Here is an 18,302-nt window from a genome sequence, read left to right on the forward strand (position 1 = left end):
TGGTAAATTGAACATTCAAATTCCAACGCTAACTGGCTGGCTAAAAGCAACAGTGTCGGGAGTTTACCCGAAGTCGCTGCCCAGCCCAGCCCAAAAATGCAGCAAACTCTCTTAAATTCAATGGTTTTGCTTATTCTTGAACAGTCAACAAACTGCCGACTTACACTGTATTCAAGTAAACAACTGCTTTAAAACATATTTATCAGTCAACAAAATGACGTCACCACAGAGTGTAACAGTCACTCTATGGCAAAAATCTTACAACCTTTGAGGGGGATTACGCACATATACGAACGATACTTGAAGGTTCAACGTCCAGCTGCTTTTGCTGCCCCATAAACTCAAAGAGGACCTGGCAGCGCTTGTTACCATCTGATTCGAGGAAAATGGCTTCGAGGTCGGAAAAAGGGCCAGAGCAAAACTTAACTCGCTCGCCCGCTATCAAAGGCTTTTCGCTGGTAAGCTTTTCAACTTGCAATTCTTTACGCTTAAGGGCTCGGATTAACGCGTCATCGATGGGAGTCATGTGCTCGCTGCATCCGACGATGCGAGAAACGCCACGTGTAGCGTGAATACTTCTCACGCTGGTGACTTCGGGGTCAAAAAGCACAAACAAATAATTGGGAAACAGCACGGATTCAGAGACAGATACAGCTCCTCCAACCGCTTTTACCTGCTTGCGATACTTTGGCAGGTAAGTTTCGAGGTTCTGCATGGTGAGATTCAGTTGTGCCCGCATTTCGTTGCGGGGCTTACAGTAAATGAGATACCAAGCCTTCATCTAATGTCTCTATTACGGTTGGGTGACGTCCTATTCACGGCCAAAAAGCTTACCCTAATCGCGCCCCGATTTGAACGATTATTTGTAGCATCGATTGTTACATCGAGTAACAGCTCTAGATCAACCAAATTACACAGGATTAGGAACGCCAGCGCCCTTTAGCTGTGGGAATCTCAACAGCTCGAACCACCTCAAAATTGACTTTGCAGTCGGCTAAAGGGTATATAAAGAAGGCCTTTTTAGGGCATAACCCTGTTACATTAGGGGTTTATTATAAAAACGACGTATAGACGCTCCTGCAACAAGTTGTAAAAAACATTTACTAACAGATATTTACTGTTAATGATGCCATCAGGAATGTCACATTTTCTGTTTCGTAGAGCCACTGCTTTACGTGCAATCACAAGCTTAAGGTGGAAGACTTAATGAGCGAAAATTCCCAGGGTACGATGCTAGGGCATCCAAAGGGGCTGTTTCTGCTGTTCACAACGGAACTGTGGGAACGATTCAGTTACTATGCCATGCGCGCCATATTGGTGCTGTATCTGGTTGACCGAGTCCAAAGCGAGGGAGGGCACGGTTTAGGTTGGAGCCAGGCCGATGCGATTTCTCTTTACGGTACTTTTACCGGCTTGGTCTACCTCACACCGCTTATCGGTGGCTGGTTAGCTGATAATTTCCTTGGTCAACGTAAAGCCATTATGATTGGCGGCACCCTGATGGCTGCCGGCCAGTTTATTCTGGGTACCCCCCATGCGTGGGTGCAGGGCATGGAAACCGAAGTTTTCTACCTGGGTCTGGGTGTACTTATCCTCGGTAACGGTCTGTTTAAGCCCAACATTTCTACCATGGTTGGTGACCTGTATGCCGAAGGTGATCATCGTCGTGACGGCGCTTTCACCATCTTCTACATGGGTATCAACGTAGGTGCCTTCCTGTCAGGTATCGTGGTTGGTTCGGTTGTCAGCGCGTACGATGGCAACTTCCAGGCTGGTTTTATCTGTGCCGGTATCGGTATGGTGCTGTCGCTCATCATTCAATTCGTATTTGCGCAAAAGCTGCTGGGCAATATCGGTACTGTGCCTGCTGCCAAGCTTGAGAAGCAAAAAGACGAGGCCCGTGGCCAAGTTCGTAAAGAACCGCTGACCAAAGTCGAGCGTGATCGTATCAAAGTGATCATGGTGATGGGTCTGTTCACCATCGTTTTCTGGGCAGGCTTTGAACAGGCCGGTGGTCTGATGAACCTGTTCACCAACGATTTTACCGACCGTATGATTGGCAGCTGGGAAGTACCTACTACCTGGTTCCAGTCACTTAACGCCATGTTTATCGTAATTTTTGCCCCTGTGGTTGCCTCTATTTGGGTGCGCCTCGGCGACCGTGAGCCAAACTCACCTGTTAAATTCGCACTCGGCCTGGTTCTGCTGGCCATCGGCTTCCTGTTTATGATTGGTGCCGTGGTTGAGATGGGTGGTGACCCAACTGCCAAGTCCAGCATGTGGTGGCTGGTTGGTGCCTACTTCTTCCACACCATGGGTGAACTGTGCCTGTCTCCAATCGGTCTGTCGATGGTGACCAAGCTTGCTCCCCTGCGTATCGTATCTCTGATGATGGGTGCATGGTTCCTGTTTATCGCCGCTGCCAACAAGATTGGTGGTGTTGTGGGTTCCTTTATCGGTCATGGTGGTGAGAAAGAAGAGCAGCTGGCCAATGCCATGTCTATCTTCGCCGGTATTGCCATCACCGCCGCCATTTCAGGCGTGATCCTGTACTTTATGGCTGACAAACTGGTTGATTGGATGCACGGCGCCGAAAGCAAAGTGCACCACACCGAAGAAGAAGCCCTGGAAGAAGAAATCGCCGTTACCGGCGAGCATGAAGCGATTAAGCGCAGCTGATAACAGCACAGCGCTTCGCTTCCAGAGCGTCGCTAAAGGACTACTAGGTTCTAGAAACAATAAAGCCCGCATTGCGGGCTTTATTGTTTTCTGGAAAACCGAACGATTCTAGAACCCCGCTTTGCGGGCGCCCTAGCCGCAGCGATTTTTGCTGCGTCCTAGAGACACGTAGTGTCGTCCTAGAAGCTCGCTTTGCGAGCGTTCTATAGCCATGAAGTGGCGTTCTAAAAACTCGCCTGAACATAGCCTCCGGCAAGCACGCCATCACTGCAGACAAGGCCATCAAACCTGTCATCCAGCAACATTTGCTTATGGGAGGGGTCCGAGGTGGCGATACAGAGTTTTTCCCCCGGCAATAACGAGCGGAACTGGCTGCTGGGCTTGCCCCAATCAAGCAAACCAAGCTGGAGCGCATCGGGTAATGCCAGCGGTGTCAGGCCTTTATCGTTTCGAAGATAACAGCGAAGCCCATGCCCCGCCTGGGACACAGAAGCGCGGTAATGTTTAAGCTCAACACTCAGGTAAACAATGTCCACGGTGATCTCAAGCCCTGACTTTACAATGCGCTCATTCAAATAACTGAGCATATTAAAGGGCTCAATCACAGTGGTGCTCACGCCATTGCGATAGGCTTTGAGTTTATGGTTAACGAAACTTCTCAGCAGGACACTGGCGAAGGCTGCGCGATTGTCCTCTGGATGGAAGTGCGCCATGTAAAGGATAAGGTGTTCACTGTCAGCCATGGTGGAATCGATAAAAAACGCGCTGATCCCATCATTTTTATACAGACTGTAATCGATTCTGACCTTGGGATAGAGCACCTGAGAAGCAGGGAAAAGCTCTTTTTGGATGTGTTTGGCGGCCTCGGTATTTTGCTCAAGCAGCCGCAGGTTTTCTTCCAGCTCAACCCGGGAGAGTTCATCCATGTCCTGTAATTCGTTGGCCTGCGCGCCTATGCTGCCAAGACTTTGGCGAATGGACTGCTCGATAATGTATAAGTCTGCAACTGGCTTAACCAGGTAGTCAGAGGCACCAATTCTGAGCGCCTCGACCACATCGGCCATCACATTATTTCCTGATATCACAATGGAAGGCATGGCGGGGTCAAGGCGATACATTTCCCGCAGCATGTCGAGCCCGCCCAGATTGGGCATACTCAGGTCGGCCAGCACCACATCAAAGTTTTGCCGTTTAAAGCAATCCAGGCCCTGAATTCCGTCGTCGGCTTCGGTGACCAAAGCGCCACGGCTGTCCAAAAATGACGCGACGACCCTGCGAAACACAGGATCGTCTTCTACCAACAACACAGATACATCTTTTAGCGCCATATACTTCCCTCAGGGAGCTGATAGCGCAGAGGAGGGGGATTCTCCGCCGGAGTTATCCCTTGAGGACGGCTATTCTAGCTCCTGCATATATTCATCAAGCAGCTCATCATCTTCTTGATTTGATGGTACATTGCCATCATACACCTTGTAGTCCATGTGCTGTAAATATGCATCTTTTACAAAGGTGTAGGGATCCAGAGCATTGTCGAGCAAACGTTCCTGATCGATGGCTTCTGTCCGTACATGCAGGCTTTTGATGCCCCATTTGACCACAGACTGCCACATTGTCAGCTCTGACAATGGAAAGTATAGTCCATCGACCCAATCACTCGCGAGTTCACGGGTAACATAGGGGCCAAAAAATGGTGCCATAAAGTAAGGACCATTAGGCACACCGTAGTAACCCAAAACTTCGTTAAAATCATCCTGTTTGCGTCGCATGCCCATCATGTCGGCCACATCAACAACACCCAGCAAACCTATGGTGGAATTCACCACAAAACGTCCACCGGCGTTGGCTGCCCAACCAAATTTTCCCTGCAGTGTGTTATTCACCAGGGCATTGGGCTCTTCAAGATTTCGGACAAAATTATGCAGCCCCGACTTTACCGGACTGGGCACATAATCTTTATAGGTGTGGGCGACGGGACGATAGATATAGCGGTCAAGCACATTGTAGTTAAGATCCCACATGGCACGGTTAAACCCTTCGAAGGGGTCGCGGGGATCGTTATAAACCACTTCAACCTGCTTTTCTGAGACCGAATTGTCCTGCTCTGCCTGAGCCAAGCCTGCCAACAACATGAATGGCAAGGCAATCCATTTCAACTTCATAACTCTCTCTATACAAAAGGCCGCAATTGGCTTTAGAAAGCGCCGTGGCTGACGATAATAAAGCATAACACTCTGAACCACGTCTGCTACTTTGACGGCTAAGCATACTTTTCCTCACAATAAGATCAATCGATAAATTGTGTAAGTTGGTGTATGCAGGCAACTTATAGTTTCTGCCAGGGCCAGCGATGAAGTCGTTGTGAAGTGATGTATTCAGTGTCACGGCCCGTAGCAAACCAACGCAAAGCTAATTCATAACCGCGACGGACTCAATGTCGCCCGAGCTGCAACATGACCCAAATCAGTGCACTGACGTCAATACTTACCAACAATTCCAGCGCAAACGCTGAAACCACTTTGCTGCCGGTAAAACTGAGCCAGGCACAGGGCGCAGCCCTACTGACTTTGGCAAATACCAGCTATCTCATCAAACCGCCAGCCGACTTGTCCAGGTTCCTGGGACAAACACTGATGCTCAGGGTTCCACTGCAAGGTGCTGCGCCATCTCTTACCGTCGCGACACTTGTCGCACTCGCGCCCAGCATACTGCTCCCCTTCCCTGGCGCTTTGGCCGAACAGATCCGTCGCCTGGGCATAGATACAGAGAAGCTACTGTCGCTGACCAGGGCCCCCGGTGGCTACCTGTTGGGCGACGCCAGGTATACCAGTGGACAACTGAGCTTTAAAGGCGGGTATCAACTGCCCTTACCCGCGCTGCAACAGCAACAACCTGAGCAGATGAGAGCCAGAATCATCGCTCAGGGTAGCGAGCTTAAACTCATGCTCGACCCTATTAAGGCAGAAATGAAAGTCAGCCTCGATGCCATCAGTGGCAACACAGCTCCTGTCACGAAGAACCTCGTAACAGCCCCAATCACCCCAGAAGCGATTTTGAGTACGTTACAAAAGAAGCTCACGGGGCAAGCTGTCAGCCAAATAGTCACTGCCAACAGCACGGATAACACGACCAAACCCACTATGTCCGCAACAAGCCCACGGGAGCCGGTTGCCCCAAACGATATTAAAGCCGCAACAAACCCGATATCAGAAAGCAAACCCACCTCACCTAATGCCCTTTCCGACCCCGGCATAGCCGGAAAGGTGACAGCCGGAACTCTTGCTGAGCCCAAAAATCAGCAGACCGATTTGTTCGGCCGCAAAACGGCAGAGGTCACGGACAAAGTGCCGGGAGATAAGCATTTACAGATCAAAGCGCCTAACGACCAGCAGACCGACAGCAAGGATGCGAACCTCAAAAAGATCAATGCCGGGCCTAACGTCGACCCACAGTTCAAAGCGCAAGTAGGCACTCACCTCGCTGCCGGGAAAAGGCTGTTAATGAATCTCGATAAAACGGGTGCACTTCCTGAAGTCAAATTGGCAGACACCGAACAAGCGCCCCCGGCTACAACGCCAGAGGCGGCCCGTCGTTTACTCGCCCTGTTAAGACCGCTGCCGGTGACCATGTTCATGGGCAGTATGGCCATACAAGAGGCCATCGCCGCAGCAAATGGGAACCAGCTTTTGGCCCGTCAGGGAGCAGTCGCCGATGCCGTGCTTCACCAACCCCTGGCGATGGTGTTTCAATTGCTGCTTGGGGGCGCTGCCCTTAAACGCGAGCACTCACTTACCCCACTGATGAATCAGTGGCTGAATATTGCGGCTAAGGCGACAGGGATCAACTTACAAGACGCCATTGCACTCGCCGATGACGATACCCTGGACTCTCTGATGCAACTTGCGCAGGTAAGGCGCGAATATGCAGAGGCCAGCAATCCAAGGGACGGCTGGTTCTTCTGCCTGCCCTACCTTTTGGGTGAAAAGCAGCGCCAATTGGAGGGCCATTGGCAAAGACAAGCAGGCCGGGAGCAGGAAGACAACGCAGAAAGCTGGCGTCTCAAGCTTAAGTTTTCATTGAGTGATGCCGACTTGCTGGTCGACGCCAAACGCACTCCCAGTGCGCTGGATGTACAGCTTGTCTGCAGTCAGGAGAAACTTAATAGCCGTGTAGGAAATTATCTCCCGGTGCTGCAGACGCATCTGCAATCATTGGGCTTTGGCACCACAATACTTTCCTGTCGCCACGATACTGTGCCCGGCAGTTTGCTGCCCGGCAAAGCCTTTGCCGTGGATTTAAGGGCCTAATGATGAATAAACAAGACAAGATAGCGGTAGCCTTAAGTTACGACGGTAATGGCGCCCCCAGGGTAACCGCCAAAGGCGAAGCTCTGCTGGCAGAAGAAATTATTGCCCTCGCCCGGCAGAGTGGTATTCACATTCACGAAGACCCTGCATTGGCGAATTTTCTCACCCTGATGGAGCTTAACGAAAGCATCCCCAAGGAGCTTTATGTCCTCATCGCTGAACTACTATCGTTTGTGTATATGTTGGATGGACGTTACCCGGAAGAATGGGCAAGAATGCATAACAAGATAAAGACGTCCGTATAAGAGTAAAAAAGCTGCCAGTGGCAGCTTTTTATATCTTATATATCAAAGGGTAAAAGATAGTTGCTGTTGTCCTGATTAACGAACCATAACCCATCTCTCACTGCGATAATCCGCAACCGGTTAACTAGCCTTTGCCGTGAAGTCGCAGCAGCAGCTCTGCCTCGGCCCGTGGCAGCTCACATTCGTGCATCAGCTCTTCGATACCGGCACCAAGGGAGACCATTTTCATCGCTCTGGTATAAAGTCTCGCCTGAGGATCCTGCTCGCGGGTTTCATCAATTCTGGCGTCCTGCGCCACCAGGCGCTTTTCCAATTCCAATACCCGCTTACCCACGCCTATGGTGCCACTTCTGAGCTCATGCAATTCTCGCTTGAATCCTTCCCGCTGCTTATCGGCTTCTTTAAGAAGCAGCGCCAGCGCATCCACCTTGGTACGAAGCTTCCCCAGCTGCTTTTGCAGATACAGCACCAGAGCCAAACAGGCGACGACATACACCAAGGCCGCTATCAGAAACCCATTTTCAATCATGCAGCAACAAAACTCCCTGAGTCAGATACGCCACAGGCCGCCAATGGCGGCCTGTGGCTTGGTACTTCGTTAAATCTGAGCAAGCTCTGCCCATTCTTCATCAGACAGCAGTTTGTCCAAATCAACCAGAATAAGCAGTTCGTTATCCCTGTTGCTGACGCCCTGAATAAACTTGGCGCTCTCTTCGGTGCCGACGTTTGGCGCATTGTCGATTTCAGAGCGGCGCAGATACACCACTTCGGCCACACTGTCGACCAAAATTCCGATGACCTGCTTTTCAGCTTCGATGATCACAATCCGGGTAGAATCGTCTACTTCAGCAGGCTGCAGCCCAAAACGTGAACGGGTGTCGATAACCGTAACCACATTGCCACGCAGGTTGATAATGCCCAAAACGTAGTGGGGGGCACCCGGTACAGGGGCAATCTCGGTATAACGCAGCACCTCCTGAACCTGCATCACATTGATGCCATAGGTTTCGTTATCCAGTCTGAAGGTCACCCACTGTAATACCGCATCATCCTTTCCGGCAGCCACTGCCGCTACATTTCTCGAGTCTGTCATACGTACCTCAGCTAATAGGATCCTGACAACCTAAACCTGCATTGAGCATTTGGATCAATGCCCTGACATTCAAGATGCCACACATTTGTTCTTTCACTACACCGGCCAACCAAGGGCGTTTGCCCGCCGTGGTGCGCCAATTGACTTGGGACTGCTTAATCCGTACCGAGTTGACCAAAGATTCACAGGCCAAGCCCCAGTTACTGTCTTCCAATAATACAAGATATTGATAATTTACGTTTTGCGCCAGTTCTTCATTGTATTTTTCCGGCATCACCCAGGCGCAGGTGTCCACCAGATTCAGTTGGGACTCTCTGTGGGTCTGTACCCCTAAAAACCAATCCGGGCGTCCAAAAATGTGGTTGATGCGTTCAACCTTCACTATTCCGCCCAAACTGACCAAGGGCACAGCCAGGGTCAAACCGGCTACTTTAAAGAATAGTACCTGGAATTCGTCATCCAGCTCTTCACGCAGGTCTTTTGTAATACTGGGCGGCGTGGCGCCGGTTTGTGTTTGTGGCGCCGATTGTACAGGCGTAACCTGGGCGACTTGCTGTGCTGCCTCGGGGGCTGCCTTGGCCTGTATTTTTTCCTGAACCTGCGGTCTTACCTCAATCTTTGCCTTGAAGGCAGCTTCTGCAACCACGGGTTTTGAATCAGCTGAGGCGGTTTTTTTCTCAATTGCTGGCTGCTCAATTGCTGGCTGCTCAACCGGTTTTACAACGTCAAATACCGGTGCCAGCAGTTTTTCCAACGAGGCCTTATCCAGCGGGTCCAAGCCGGGAGCGACTCTTTGAGATTGCTGCGCTGACTCGGGTTTGACTGTCACAGACTCATGTTTTGCCGAAGCTGGCATCGACTGTTCTGATGCCGGCATGTTGCGCGCCGACGTGGTATCACCGGTGGGTAAAGTCTTTTTGTCAGAGACAATCGAATCGGCGGGACGCGCATCAGCAATGGTATTTGATACAAAGACTTCTCGCGGTAGAACCGGGGAGTCTTGGGTGGATACGTCTGTCAGCACGGTCTGCGCCGATGCCTGAGCATCTTCACTCAGCAGCAAGCGGAAGAAATCAACGACGGTTTCGTCAACTGACTTTGACATGGTCAAATTCTCCGGCCATCAAAAAAGTCAGTAAACGTTCATAAGCTTTAATACCACGGCTACCCGATGCGTAATGCGACGCAGGCAGATGCGCCAAACTGGCATCGCGGAACTTGGTATCGACCGGAATAACATCAGGCCAGAGCGTATCACCATATTGCTGAGCCAGCGCCTCCAGCGCCGCCGGAGAGGCCTTGGTGCGTCTGTCGTACATAGTCGGCACAACGGTATAGCTGTAACGGGTATTTTTGGAGCGGCCCATTAACTCCATGGTCTTAATCATACGGTCAAGGCCCTTAATGGCCAGAAACTCAGTTTGTACCGGTATAACGATATGCTGACTTGCAGCGAGCGCATTGACCATGAGAACACCGAGTACCGGCGGGCAGTCAATTAATGCCACATCGTAGTCATCTTCCATCAGCTTGAGCAGGTTTCGCAGCACCAGTCCCATGCCTTCCTGATGACCCAGCGCACGGTCGAGGGTCGCCAACGCCATAGTTGCCGGAATTAAATCCAGATTTTCCACCAAGGTTGGTACTGTGTGCTGCCTGATAAGATCTTTGGTCAGGGACTTATGGGCGACAAACACATCATACAGGGAGCCAGGCACTTCTTCAGAATCAATACCGAGGTAATATCCCAATGATGCGTGGGGATCGGTGTCAACCATCAGCACGCGCTTGCCCTGCTTGGCCAGCAGGCCTGCCAAACTTGCTACGGTTGTGGTTTTACCCACACCACCTTTTTGGTTTGCAATGGTCCAGACGTTCACGTCTCAGGCCCTCAATACGCGATTATTGTTTTTTTTCAATTTTTTCGTCACGGGTTGTCACCCTGATGCCGCCATTGGGGAGTGCTATGACTTTCACTCCATCGCTATTTTCCGAAATAACTTCAGGCACCAGTGCCTTGGGGATGCTTTCAGTCTCCTTAACGGAGTCGTCGGTGGCGACGCCATCCCCCTCGTTTGCCTTGGTTTCTACCTGCTTGAGCAAACGCTCTGTCTCACGGGGATGAGTCTCCAACCATTGGGCCAGCGCTTCTGCCTGGCTGTCTGGCACCATCAGCAGCACCTGGCTTGCGGCCAACTCTGCATTTCGGTCTTTCAGCTGGGCGTATTTTACCCGTAAATCGAAATAAAGCACTGTGATCACCACACTGAAAAGCCCCAGCAAAAAGATGACCAATGTCATCCCGCCAGCGGCATCACGGCGCTTATCAGCCACGGCCAGACTCTTTTAAAATGGCTTCGGCCATGTTTTCAAGCCCAATGGACTGAGTGGATATCCCGGCGGCAGTGACAGCCTGAGGCATACCGTAGACCACACAACTCGCTTCATCCTGTGCCCAGACAGTAGCGCCCAAATTTTTAAGCATGCGCGCGCCTTCCCGGCCATCGGCACCCATACCGGTAAGCACCACGGCCAACACATCACCGCCATAAGCTTTTGAGGCTGAGGCAAAGGTAATGTCGACACAAGGCTTGTAGTTCATATCTGCGTTGCCGGCGACTATTTTAATACGCCCGCTGGCACCGGCCTTTTCTATCATCATTTGCATGCCGCCGGGTGCCAGATAGGCACAGCCCGGTTGCAGCAAGTCGCCACTGGCGGCTTCTTTGACCGAAATACGGCAAAGACCATTGAGCCGCTGAGCAAACGCCGGGGTAAAAGCCGCAGGCATATGCTGAATAAGCACAATAGGCAGCGGATAATTGGCGGGGAACTGGGTAAGGATTTTCTGCAGTGCGACAGGACCACCGGTAGAGGTGCCTATCGCCAGTAATTTGTATTGCTTGCCACTGGCACGCAAACTCACAGGCGCAGCCACAGGCGTCTGAGGCCGCTGCAATTGCACCTGAGGCCTTGAACCTATGGCGGGCCGCGTTGGTTCAGGGGCAGGGGCTCTGGAGGTGATTGGTCTGAACAGCCTTCGTCTGCCAAGGGCTTTGACCCTCTGCTGTAAAAGCTTGATGGCTTCGTCTTTATTGGTGGCAATGTCTTCAAACCGCTTGGGTAAGAAGTCCAATGCCCCGGCATCAAGCGCATCAAGAGTCGCCTTGGCACCATCGTGAGTCAAAGAGGAGAACATCAAAATGGGGGTCGGTACCTTGGCCATAATTTCGCGCACAGCCGTAATACCGTCCATCACCGGCATTTCAATATCCATGGTGATGACCTGAGGCTTGTGCTCCATGGCCATCTGAATGGCTTCCATACCGTTGGATGCCGTTGCAACTACCTCCAACTCCGGGTCCTGAGTAACAATCTCACTGACCCTTCGTCGGAAAAAGCTTGAGTCATCAACGACCAATACTTTTATTGTCATTTATATTCCTGCCAACAGCACGCGCTGGAGCTACTTCCGCTTGGCATAATGTTTCAATAATCCGGGAACATCCAAAATCAGCGCTATTCCACCGTCTGACGTAATGGTGGCACCGGCCATACCCGGGGTGCCATGGAGCAAAGCGCCCAGCGGCTTAATCACGACTTCTTCCTGACCAATTAAGGCATCGACCACAAAACCGATTTGCAGCGTACCCAATTGCACTATCACCACATGGCCATGCTTTTTGTCGCCATGCTTGAACTTGGTTTTGCTGCGGCTCAGCCACTGTTCAAGGTAAAAGAGTGGAACGGCCTTGTCTCTGAAAATGACCGTCAACTGACCGTCAACTATGTTGGTCTTGGTCAAATCCAGGTGGAAAATTTCATTCACGCTCGACAGTGGTAAAGCGAATACCTGCTTGGCCACTTCCACCATCAGGGTCGGCATAATCGCCAGCGTCAAAGGTACCTTAATCTCGAGGATAGTCCCCTTGCCCTTAATCGAATCGATATGCACGGTACCGTTGAGCTGAGTGATACGGGTTTTCACCACGTCCATGCCCACACCGCGACCGGAAATATCGGAAATTTCGGTTTTGGTTGAGAAACCTGGCGCAAAAATCAGGTTGTAGGCCTCATGGTCTGACATTCTTGCCGCGGCATCTTCATCAAGTACACCGCGTTTAACCGCGATGGCCTTGAGTTTCTCAGGATCCATCCCCGCGCCGTCATCTTCAATTTTCAGGAGAATATGATCCCCTTCCTGGCTGGCCGACAGCGTAATGGTACCTGTCTTGGGTTTACCGCTCGCCACACGATCGGCGGGCATTTCAATCCCGTGGTCTACGGAGTTGCGCACCAGGTGCACCAGCGGGTCTGCGAGGGCTTCCACCAGGTTCTTATCGAGGTCAGTTTCCTCGCCAACCAGCACCAAATCGATTTCTTTATTGAGGCTGCGTGCCAGGTCACGTACCACGCGGGGGAAGCGGCCAAATACCTTCTTGATGGGCTGCATCCGTGTTTTCATCACGGCGCCCTGCAAATCGGCAGTCACCAAATCGAGGTTGGCCAGCGCCTTGGACATTTCCTCATCTTCACGGGTCACACCCAGGCTGACCAGGCGATTACGCACCAGCACCAGCTCACCAACCATGTTCATGATCTGATCCAGTCTGGCCGTATCGACCCGCACAGTGGTTTCGCCCTGCGGCACGGAGGAGCCACCCGCAGGCGCGGCTTTGGCAACAGGTGCAGGACTTTTTTCAACCGCAGCAACGGGTTTTGGCGCTTCTGGAGTTGGCGATGGTTTTGCGATGGGTTTTGGTGGCTCAGCCGCTTTGGGCTGACCCGCAGCGGGCGAAGCGGGTTTCGCAGCAGTTGCGATGCCGGGCCCCGTGCCTTTACCGTGAAGTTCATCCAACAACTTTTCAAATTCGTCATCGGTGATTTCATCGGTATCTACATGGTCGGCTGGGCTGTCTTCCACTTTGGCAACCACTTTATCGGTGGTGGCTTTGAACTTGCCCGAACCATGGAGTTCATCGAGTAAGGCTTCAAACTCATCATCGGTGATTTCATCACCGGCAGGTACTGCTTTGGCGCCACCTTTGTCGGTACTTGGTGCAGCGCTTGGTGCCCCACTGACACCAGGCCCTTTACCGCTTCCGTGCAGCGCATCCAGAAGCGCTTCAAATTCGGCTTCGTTAATTTCGTCGATGCTGGAATCGCTGGCGGGTGAGTCAAACAGAAAGTCATCAGCCATGGCAGGCGCCTGGGTAGCGGGCTCGGCCGCCTCGGGCTCCTCAAGGTCACCAAAGAGTTCAACACCGGGAATGTCATCGGCGACGCTTATCGTTGGCTCAGATGAAGCGGGCGAAGAGGCTGCCCCCCCCTCTGATGGCAAGGGTGCACCTGAAGACAGAAGCTTGAGCTTATCCAGCAACTCCGCGGAGGCGGGCTCCTGCTCTTGTCCTGCCTGGGTTTGAGCGAACATGGTATTAATGGCGTCCACCGCCTGCAGAATGATATCCATCAATTCGGCGGTAACGTGACGTTTACCTGTTCTGAGCAAATCAAAGGTATTTTCGGATTCGTGACAGACATCCACCATGGGCGCAAGCCCGAGGAAACCTGCCCCCCCTTTTACCGTGTGGAACCCCCGGAAAATGGCGTTGAGCAAATCCGTGTCTTCCGGATTATTCTCAAGAGCAACCAATTGTTCCTGCAGAAGCTCGAGGATTTCGCCGGCTTCTATCAAAAAGTCCTGCAGAATCTCTTCATCAACATCAAATGACATTAAATTGACTCCTTATCAGAAACCCAGACTGGACAACAGGTCATCGACTTCATCCTGACCAGTCACCACATCCTGACGAAGCTCGGCATTCATGATAGGGCCTTCCGCTTCTATGCTACTGGTACTCTTCTGGGTAACTTCTGTGGCTGGCTGCTCGCCAAAGACGGTCAACATTGACACCAGGCTATTCTCGACTTCACGAACCAAATCGATAACACGTCGGATCATTTGCCCGGTCAGGTCCTGGAAATCCTGCGCCATTAAAATCTGATTCAAAAGCTCGCGCAGTCTTTCTGAGTCCATTGCACTGCGATTCATCAGCTGTTGTACGTCATGGCACAGGCTTTTGAACTCGGTAATGTCGATATCACGCCGCATGAGCTTATCCCAGGCCGGCATGACGGTTTGAATGTGGTTGATAAGGGCGTCAGCGAGGGGCAAACACTCTTCGACGGCATCCATGGTTTTATTGGCTGCCTGCTCTGTCATATCGATGACGTAATTCAGTCGCTCTTTGGCGTCAGGAATATCGATACTGGCCAGTTCCATCAGACGGCTGTCCAACTGAAAATCGACCAACGCGCTATGTAATTGGCGGGTAAGTTTACCCACTTCGTCAAACAGCTCTTTCTGAATGGGGACCGCAAGATCCCTCAGCAGTAAATCTGCCTTTTCCTGCTCACCTGCACTCAGGAGTGTGACGAGTTCCTGTGCCTGTTCGAGACTAATGAGCCCTGATGTGTGTGCCTGCATAGCTCATCCTTGCTCAACCAAGTCGTTCGAATATCTTGTCCAGCTTCTCTTTCAGTGTCGCAGCAGTAAAAGGCTTAACCACATAGCCGTTTACGCCAGCCTGAGCGGCGGCAATAATCTGCTCACGCTTGGCCTCTGCGGTCACCATCAGTACTGGAATATGCTTTAGGTTTTCATCGGCGCGAATCGCTTTCAGCAAATCGATACCCTGCATGCCCGGCATGTTCCAATCGGTAACCACAAAATCAAAATCACCCTTTTGCAGCATTGGCAAGGCGGTTGAGCCATCATCTGCTTCCTGGGTGTTATTAAACCCCAAGTCTCGCAACAAGTTCTTGATGATACGTCTCATTGTTGAAAAGTCGTCAACAATGAGAATCTTCATATTCTTGTCCAAGGTTTCCTCCGGTGAGCTGACACTCTCGCTGCTCAAATAATAATTTATACTTGTGTCCAGTGCTTGAGCTTACCTTTGAGCCTGAGCATGGCCTGACTGTGGATCTGGCATACCCGCGACTCACTCACCTCAAGAATGGCGCCTATTTCTTTTAAATTCAGTGCTTCATCGTAATAAAGTGATAACACCAGCGCGTCCCGCTCGGGTAACTGGCGAATGGCATCAGCCAAAGCCTGCTGAAACTGGCTCTGTGCCAGGTCATCATAAATGTCGTTGGTTTGTTCCCCATCGGGAACCAATACATCCTGCGATACGCCTAAATCTTCTATCCCTATGATTTTACCAACAGAAACATCATTGAGGATATGATGGTATTCCTCCATCGACATATCAAGTCTTTCGGCGATTTCTGTGTCCCGGGCATCACGTCCGAGCTCCTGTTCCAGCTCATCTATCACCTGGGCGACTCTGCGCTGATTACGATGGACAGAACGTGGAACCCAATCGCCTTTGCGGATTTCATCCAGCATGGCACCACGAATACGAATGCCGGCAAAGGTTTCAAACTTGGCGCCTTTGCCGCCGTCAAATTTGGCGGATGCCTCAAGCAGGCCAATCATGCCGGCCTGCAGCAAATCGTCCAACTGTACGGATGCCGGCAATCTGGCCAACATATGGTGCGCGATTCTTTTTACCAGCGGTGCGTACTGTTCAACGATGGAGGTTTTACTCTCCATGGAGGTATACGCCGCGGCTTTATTCACTCGCTCTGTCCTCTTGATAATCGGGACGATGTACCAGACGTTCTACGAAAAATTCCAGATGGCCACCGGGCTGCTGCGGTATCGGCCAGCTCATCACCTTATTCGCCAGGCCATGGTATGCAATGGCGGCAGGTGATTTTGGGTATGCTTCTACAATCAATTTTTGCTTACGTACTGATTTCCGCAAGTTTTCGTCGAAGGGAATTGTTGCAACCAGTTCCAGTGCAACGTCGAGAAAGCGGTCAGTAACCTTGCTGAGTTTAGCAAAAAGCTCCATGCCTTCGCGTAAGCTGCGAACCATATTTGCCACAATTTTGAACCGGAACACACCGTGCTCACGACTGAGGATTTTAATAAGTGCATAGGCATCGGTAATGGACGTCGGTTCGTCACATACCACCACCAACACATCCTGGGCAGCACGGGAGAAACTGAGCACCATGTCCGAGATACCGGCTGCGGTATCCACAATAAGCACATCAAACTGGGTGCGCATTTCACTGAATGCGCGAATAAGCCCGGCATGCTGCGCCGCAGTCAGTTCCACCATGGCCTGGGTACCCGACGTGGCAGGTACAATGCCAATGCCTTTGGGGCCACGCAAAATAATGTCATCCAGTTCAGCGTCACCGGACAACACATGGGAGAGATTTTTTTCGGCACGCAGACCTAACATTACATCCACGTTGGCCAAACCCAGGTCGGCATCCAATACCAATACCCGCTTGCCCTTTTCTGCCAGAGCCACAGCCGTATTGATGGAAACGCTGGTTTTACCTACCCCACCTTTGCCGCCTGTCACGGCAATGACTTTTACTTTTTCGTTATATGGCTGATTCATCATACGTAAACCGCTTGCTTGATCACGGGTCATAGCTTTACTCGAACGCAAAGGTCGTGCTTTCCGACCACATAGTGTTGTCGATGCCCTGATACTCAGGTTCATTCAGGGCATCAAGCGCCTGTCTTGCCAACGCCAAAGTGTCTGCGACTTTCATATCCTCAGGAACTCTTTGTCCATCAGTCACATAACTCAGTGGCAACCCACTCTGGATAAGTACACTTAACGCGCCGGCCAAAGAAACAGATTCATCCAGTTTAGTCAGCACAGCGCCGGATAAAGGGATGCGCTGGAAGTGTTTTACCGCATCCTGGAGCACGCGACGTTGCGACGTTGCTGACAATACCAGATAACTGCGGATCGGCAAGGCACTGTTAGCCGTCAAATTGTCCAATTGCTCCACCAGTCGCATATCTCGCTGTCCCATACCGGCGGTATCTATCAATACTAGCTTGCGATTGCGCAGCTGATAAAGAATTTGTTGCAATTCATTGAGATCATGAGCTTGCTTTACAGGACACCCCATGATTTTGCCATAAGTTGCCAATTGCTCAAAGGCTCCAATGCGATAATGGTCGGTGGTGATAAGCGCCACCTGATCGGCACCATGATGGGCGGCAAATCGGGCCGCAATTTTGGCAATTGAGGTGGTTTTCCCCACACCAGTTGGCCCCACAAAGGCAACAACCCCACCACGTCTTACAATATCATCGCCTTGATTATCCAGCATATTAGCCAGGCTTTGTGGCAGAGCCTTAACCAGCTCTGCAGGGTTGTAGTGCTGGGATAAGCCTGCCAGTTTTGCCGCCACGGCGGGAGAGAATTCGGCCTCAAGCAAGCGGGTTTCCAGCATGGCACCCACAGGATCGGTACGATTCTTCTGCTCAATCATCAAAGAAGACACCTGATGGGTCAGCAAATTGCGCAGTGATGCCAGCTCTTCTTTCATGGCATCCAGTTCAATTTGCTGACGTCCCGGCGCACGATTTTTATCGGCATCAGGCGTAAAAGTGGCCTGGCGGGGAGTGTCTTTCATTTTTGGCGCAACCGGCGCTTCCAGGCCGCGGGCCCAGGCGGGCATATCATCCGCTTCAACCGAGTGACCCATTTGCTGATTCATCCGGCTTTGTTGGCGCTCGAGCAATGCCTGCAGCGAATCGGCAGGGGCTTCGTTGACTTTTTGACGATTGGTACGCACTGGAGCCCGACCCCCCAAAGAGACTTTGTCATCGCTTATCTCAAATGGATTGGTAGCAGCCACCTTGGACTCCGGCGAAGGCTTGGGTTCATCGTAATCAACCGCAGCCACAATTTCGATGCCGCCTGTGACTTTTTTATTGGACATGATTACAGCATCAGCACCGAGGGTTTCTTTCACCTGAGCCAGAGCAGCACGCATGTCTTTTGCAAAAAAACGTTTGATTTTCAA

At 51.5% G+C, this 18,302-nt stretch carries 18 protein-coding genes; 3 read left to right on the forward strand and 15 right to left on the reverse strand.

The window, feature by feature from the left end; genetic code table 11:
* Positions 1-277 precede the first annotated feature (277 nt).
* The gene (gene rfaH, locus JQC75_RS11650; RefSeq protein WP_203324261.1) at positions 278-781 is read right to left on the reverse strand and encodes a transcription/translation regulatory transformer protein RfaH; all 504 of its coding nucleotides are present in this window, start codon (positions 779-781) and stop codon (positions 278-280) included.
* Between the two features lie 425 nt (positions 782-1,206).
* Between rfaH and JQC75_RS11655 the strand changes: the two genes are divergently transcribed.
* Positions 1,207-2,679 (forward strand): peptide MFS transporter, encoded by a 1,473-nt coding sequence (locus JQC75_RS11655; RefSeq protein ID WP_203324262.1) that lies wholly within the window; start codon positions 1,207-1,209, stop codon positions 2,677-2,679.
* A 224-nt stretch (positions 2,680-2,903) separates the two neighbouring features.
* Here JQC75_RS11655 and JQC75_RS11660 read toward each other — a convergent pair whose 3' ends face one another.
* Positions 2,904-4,007 carry a response regulator gene (locus tag JQC75_RS11660; RefSeq protein WP_203324263.1) on the reverse strand — a complete coding sequence of 368 codons (1,104 nt, stop codon included), beginning with the start codon at positions 4,005-4,007 and terminating at the stop codon, positions 2,904-2,906.
* A 69-nt stretch (positions 4,008-4,076) separates the two neighbouring features.
* Positions 4,077-4,841, reverse strand: a complete 765-nt coding sequence (locus tag JQC75_RS11665) for an MlaA family lipoprotein (RefSeq protein WP_203324264.1) — start codon at positions 4,839-4,841, stop codon at positions 4,077-4,079.
* A gap of 291 nt (positions 4,842-5,132) precedes the next feature.
* Here JQC75_RS11665 and JQC75_RS11670 point away from each other — a divergent pair, with 291 nt between their 5' ends.
* The gene (locus JQC75_RS11670; protein ID WP_203324265.1) at positions 5,133-6,986 is read left to right on the forward strand and encodes a hypothetical protein; all 1,854 of its coding nucleotides are present in this window, start codon (positions 5,133-5,135) and stop codon (positions 6,984-6,986) included.
* Positions 6,986-7,291: an EscU/YscU/HrcU family type III secretion system export apparatus switch protein gene (locus JQC75_RS11675; RefSeq protein ID WP_420832824.1), complete on the forward strand. Its 306-nt coding sequence runs from the start codon at positions 6,986-6,988 to the stop codon at positions 7,289-7,291. Before JQC75_RS11670 ends, JQC75_RS11675 begins: the two co-directional genes overlap by 1 nt.
* A 124-nt stretch (positions 7,292-7,415) precedes the next feature.
* On the opposite strand, the gene JQC75_RS11680 is transcribed toward JQC75_RS11675, so the two are convergent.
* From JQC75_RS11680 to flhF, 12 genes are all read right to left on the reverse strand, one after another.
* The gene (locus JQC75_RS11680; protein ID WP_203327210.1) at positions 7,416-7,817 is read right to left on the reverse strand and encodes a DUF2802 domain-containing protein; all 402 of its coding nucleotides are present in this window, start codon (positions 7,815-7,817) and stop codon (positions 7,416-7,418) included.
* 72 nt (positions 7,818-7,889) lie between these two features.
* Positions 7,890-8,384, reverse strand: coding sequence for a chemotaxis protein CheW (locus JQC75_RS11685; protein WP_011760385.1), 495 nt, complete (start codon positions 8,382-8,384; stop codon positions 7,890-7,892).
* Between the two features lie 7 nt (positions 8,385-8,391).
* Entirely contained in the window at positions 8,392-9,489 is a 1,098-nt protein-coding gene (locus JQC75_RS11690) for a chemotaxis protein CheW (protein ID WP_203324266.1), read from the reverse strand.
* Positions 9,473-10,264, reverse strand: coding sequence for a ParA family protein (locus JQC75_RS11695; RefSeq protein ID WP_203324267.1), 792 nt, complete (start codon positions 10,262-10,264; stop codon positions 9,473-9,475). The genes JQC75_RS11690 and JQC75_RS11695 overlap by 17 nt, the downstream gene beginning before the upstream one ends.
* 22 nt (positions 10,265-10,286) lie before the next feature.
* Entirely contained in the window at positions 10,287-10,718 is a 432-nt protein-coding gene (locus tag JQC75_RS11700) for a membrane anchored protein in chemotaxis locus (protein WP_203324268.1), read from the reverse strand.
* A complete protein-coding gene (locus JQC75_RS11705; RefSeq protein ID WP_203324269.1) occupies positions 10,711-11,820 on the reverse strand; it encodes a protein-glutamate methylesterase/protein-glutamine glutaminase in 1,110 nt (369 codons plus the stop codon). Before JQC75_RS11705 ends, JQC75_RS11700 begins: the two co-directional genes overlap by 8 nt.
* Positions 11,821-11,850: 30 nt before the next feature.
* Positions 11,851-14,118 (reverse strand): chemotaxis protein CheA, encoded by a 2,268-nt coding sequence (locus JQC75_RS11710; RefSeq protein ID WP_203324270.1) that lies wholly within the window; start codon positions 14,116-14,118, stop codon positions 11,851-11,853.
* A gap of 15 nt (positions 14,119-14,133) precedes the next feature.
* Positions 14,134-14,871, reverse strand: coding sequence for a protein phosphatase CheZ (locus tag JQC75_RS11715; RefSeq protein WP_203324271.1), 738 nt, complete (start codon positions 14,869-14,871; stop codon positions 14,134-14,136).
* A gap of 13 nt (positions 14,872-14,884) precedes the next feature.
* A complete protein-coding gene (cheY, locus tag JQC75_RS11720) occupies positions 14,885-15,268 on the reverse strand; it encodes a chemotaxis response regulator CheY (protein WP_011760392.1) in 384 nt (127 codons plus the stop codon).
* Positions 15,269-15,312: 44 nt separating this feature from the next.
* Complete coding sequence (locus JQC75_RS11725; protein ID WP_203324272.1) at positions 15,313-16,032, reverse strand: RNA polymerase sigma factor FliA; 720 nt, start codon at positions 16,030-16,032, stop codon at positions 15,313-15,315.
* The gene (locus JQC75_RS11730; RefSeq protein ID WP_011760394.1) at positions 16,025-16,906 is read right to left on the reverse strand and encodes a MinD/ParA family protein; all 882 of its coding nucleotides are present in this window, start codon (positions 16,904-16,906) and stop codon (positions 16,025-16,027) included. Before JQC75_RS11730 ends, JQC75_RS11725 begins: the two co-directional genes overlap by 8 nt.
* 4 nt (positions 16,907-16,910) lie before the next feature.
* Positions 16,911-18,302, reverse strand: coding sequence for a flagellar biosynthesis GTPase FlhF (flhF, locus tag JQC75_RS11735; RefSeq protein ID WP_203324273.1), 1,392 nt, complete (start codon positions 18,300-18,302; stop codon positions 16,911-16,913).

This window comes from Shewanella litorisediminis (assembly GCF_016834455.1).
In the GTDB taxonomy this organism is placed as follows: domain Bacteria; phylum Pseudomonadota; class Gammaproteobacteria; order Enterobacterales; family Shewanellaceae; genus Shewanella; species Shewanella litorisediminis.

What these genes read in the sequence shown, in the direction of transcription:
- rfaH (WP_203324261.1), bottom strand. Translation starts at nt 781, where the DNA reads ATGAAGGCTTGGTATCTCATTTACTGTAAGCCCCGCAACGAAATGCGG.
- JQC75_RS11655 (WP_203324262.1), top strand. Translation starts at nt 1,207, where the DNA reads ATGAGCGAAAATTCCCAGGGTACGATGCTAGGGCATCCAAAGGGGCTG.
- JQC75_RS11660 (WP_203324263.1), bottom strand. Translation starts at nt 4,007, where the DNA reads ATGGCGCTAAAAGATGTATCTGTGTTGTTGGTAGAAGACGATCCTGTG.
- JQC75_RS11665 (WP_203324264.1), bottom strand. Translation starts at nt 4,841, where the DNA reads ATGAAGTTGAAATGGATTGCCTTGCCATTCATGTTGTTGGCAGGCTTG.
- JQC75_RS11670 (WP_203324265.1), top strand. Translation starts at nt 5,133, where the DNA reads ATGACCCAAATCAGTGCACTGACGTCAATACTTACCAACAATTCCAGC.
- JQC75_RS11675 (WP_420832824.1), top strand. Translation starts at nt 6,986, where the DNA reads ATGATGAATAAACAAGACAAGATAGCGGTAGCCTTAAGTTACGACGGT.
- JQC75_RS11685 (WP_011760385.1), bottom strand. Translation starts at nt 8,384, where the DNA reads ATGACAGACTCGAGAAATGTAGCGGCAGTGGCTGCCGGAAAGGATGAT.
- JQC75_RS11690 (WP_203324266.1), bottom strand. Translation starts at nt 9,489, where the DNA reads ATGTCAAAGTCAGTTGACGAAACCGTCGTTGATTTCTTCCGCTTGCTG.
- JQC75_RS11705 (WP_203324269.1), bottom strand. Translation starts at nt 11,820, where the DNA reads ATGACAATAAAAGTATTGGTCGTTGATGACTCAAGCTTTTTCCGACGA.
- JQC75_RS11710 (WP_203324270.1), bottom strand. Translation starts at nt 14,118, where the DNA reads ATGTCATTTGATGTTGATGAAGAGATTCTGCAGGACTTTTTGATAGAA.
- JQC75_RS11715 (WP_203324271.1), bottom strand. Translation starts at nt 14,871, where the DNA reads ATGCAGGCACACACATCAGGGCTCATTAGTCTCGAACAGGCACAGGAA.
- JQC75_RS11730 (WP_011760394.1), bottom strand. Translation starts at nt 16,906, where the DNA reads ATGACCCGTGATCAAGCAAGCGGTTTACGTATGATGAATCAGCCATAT.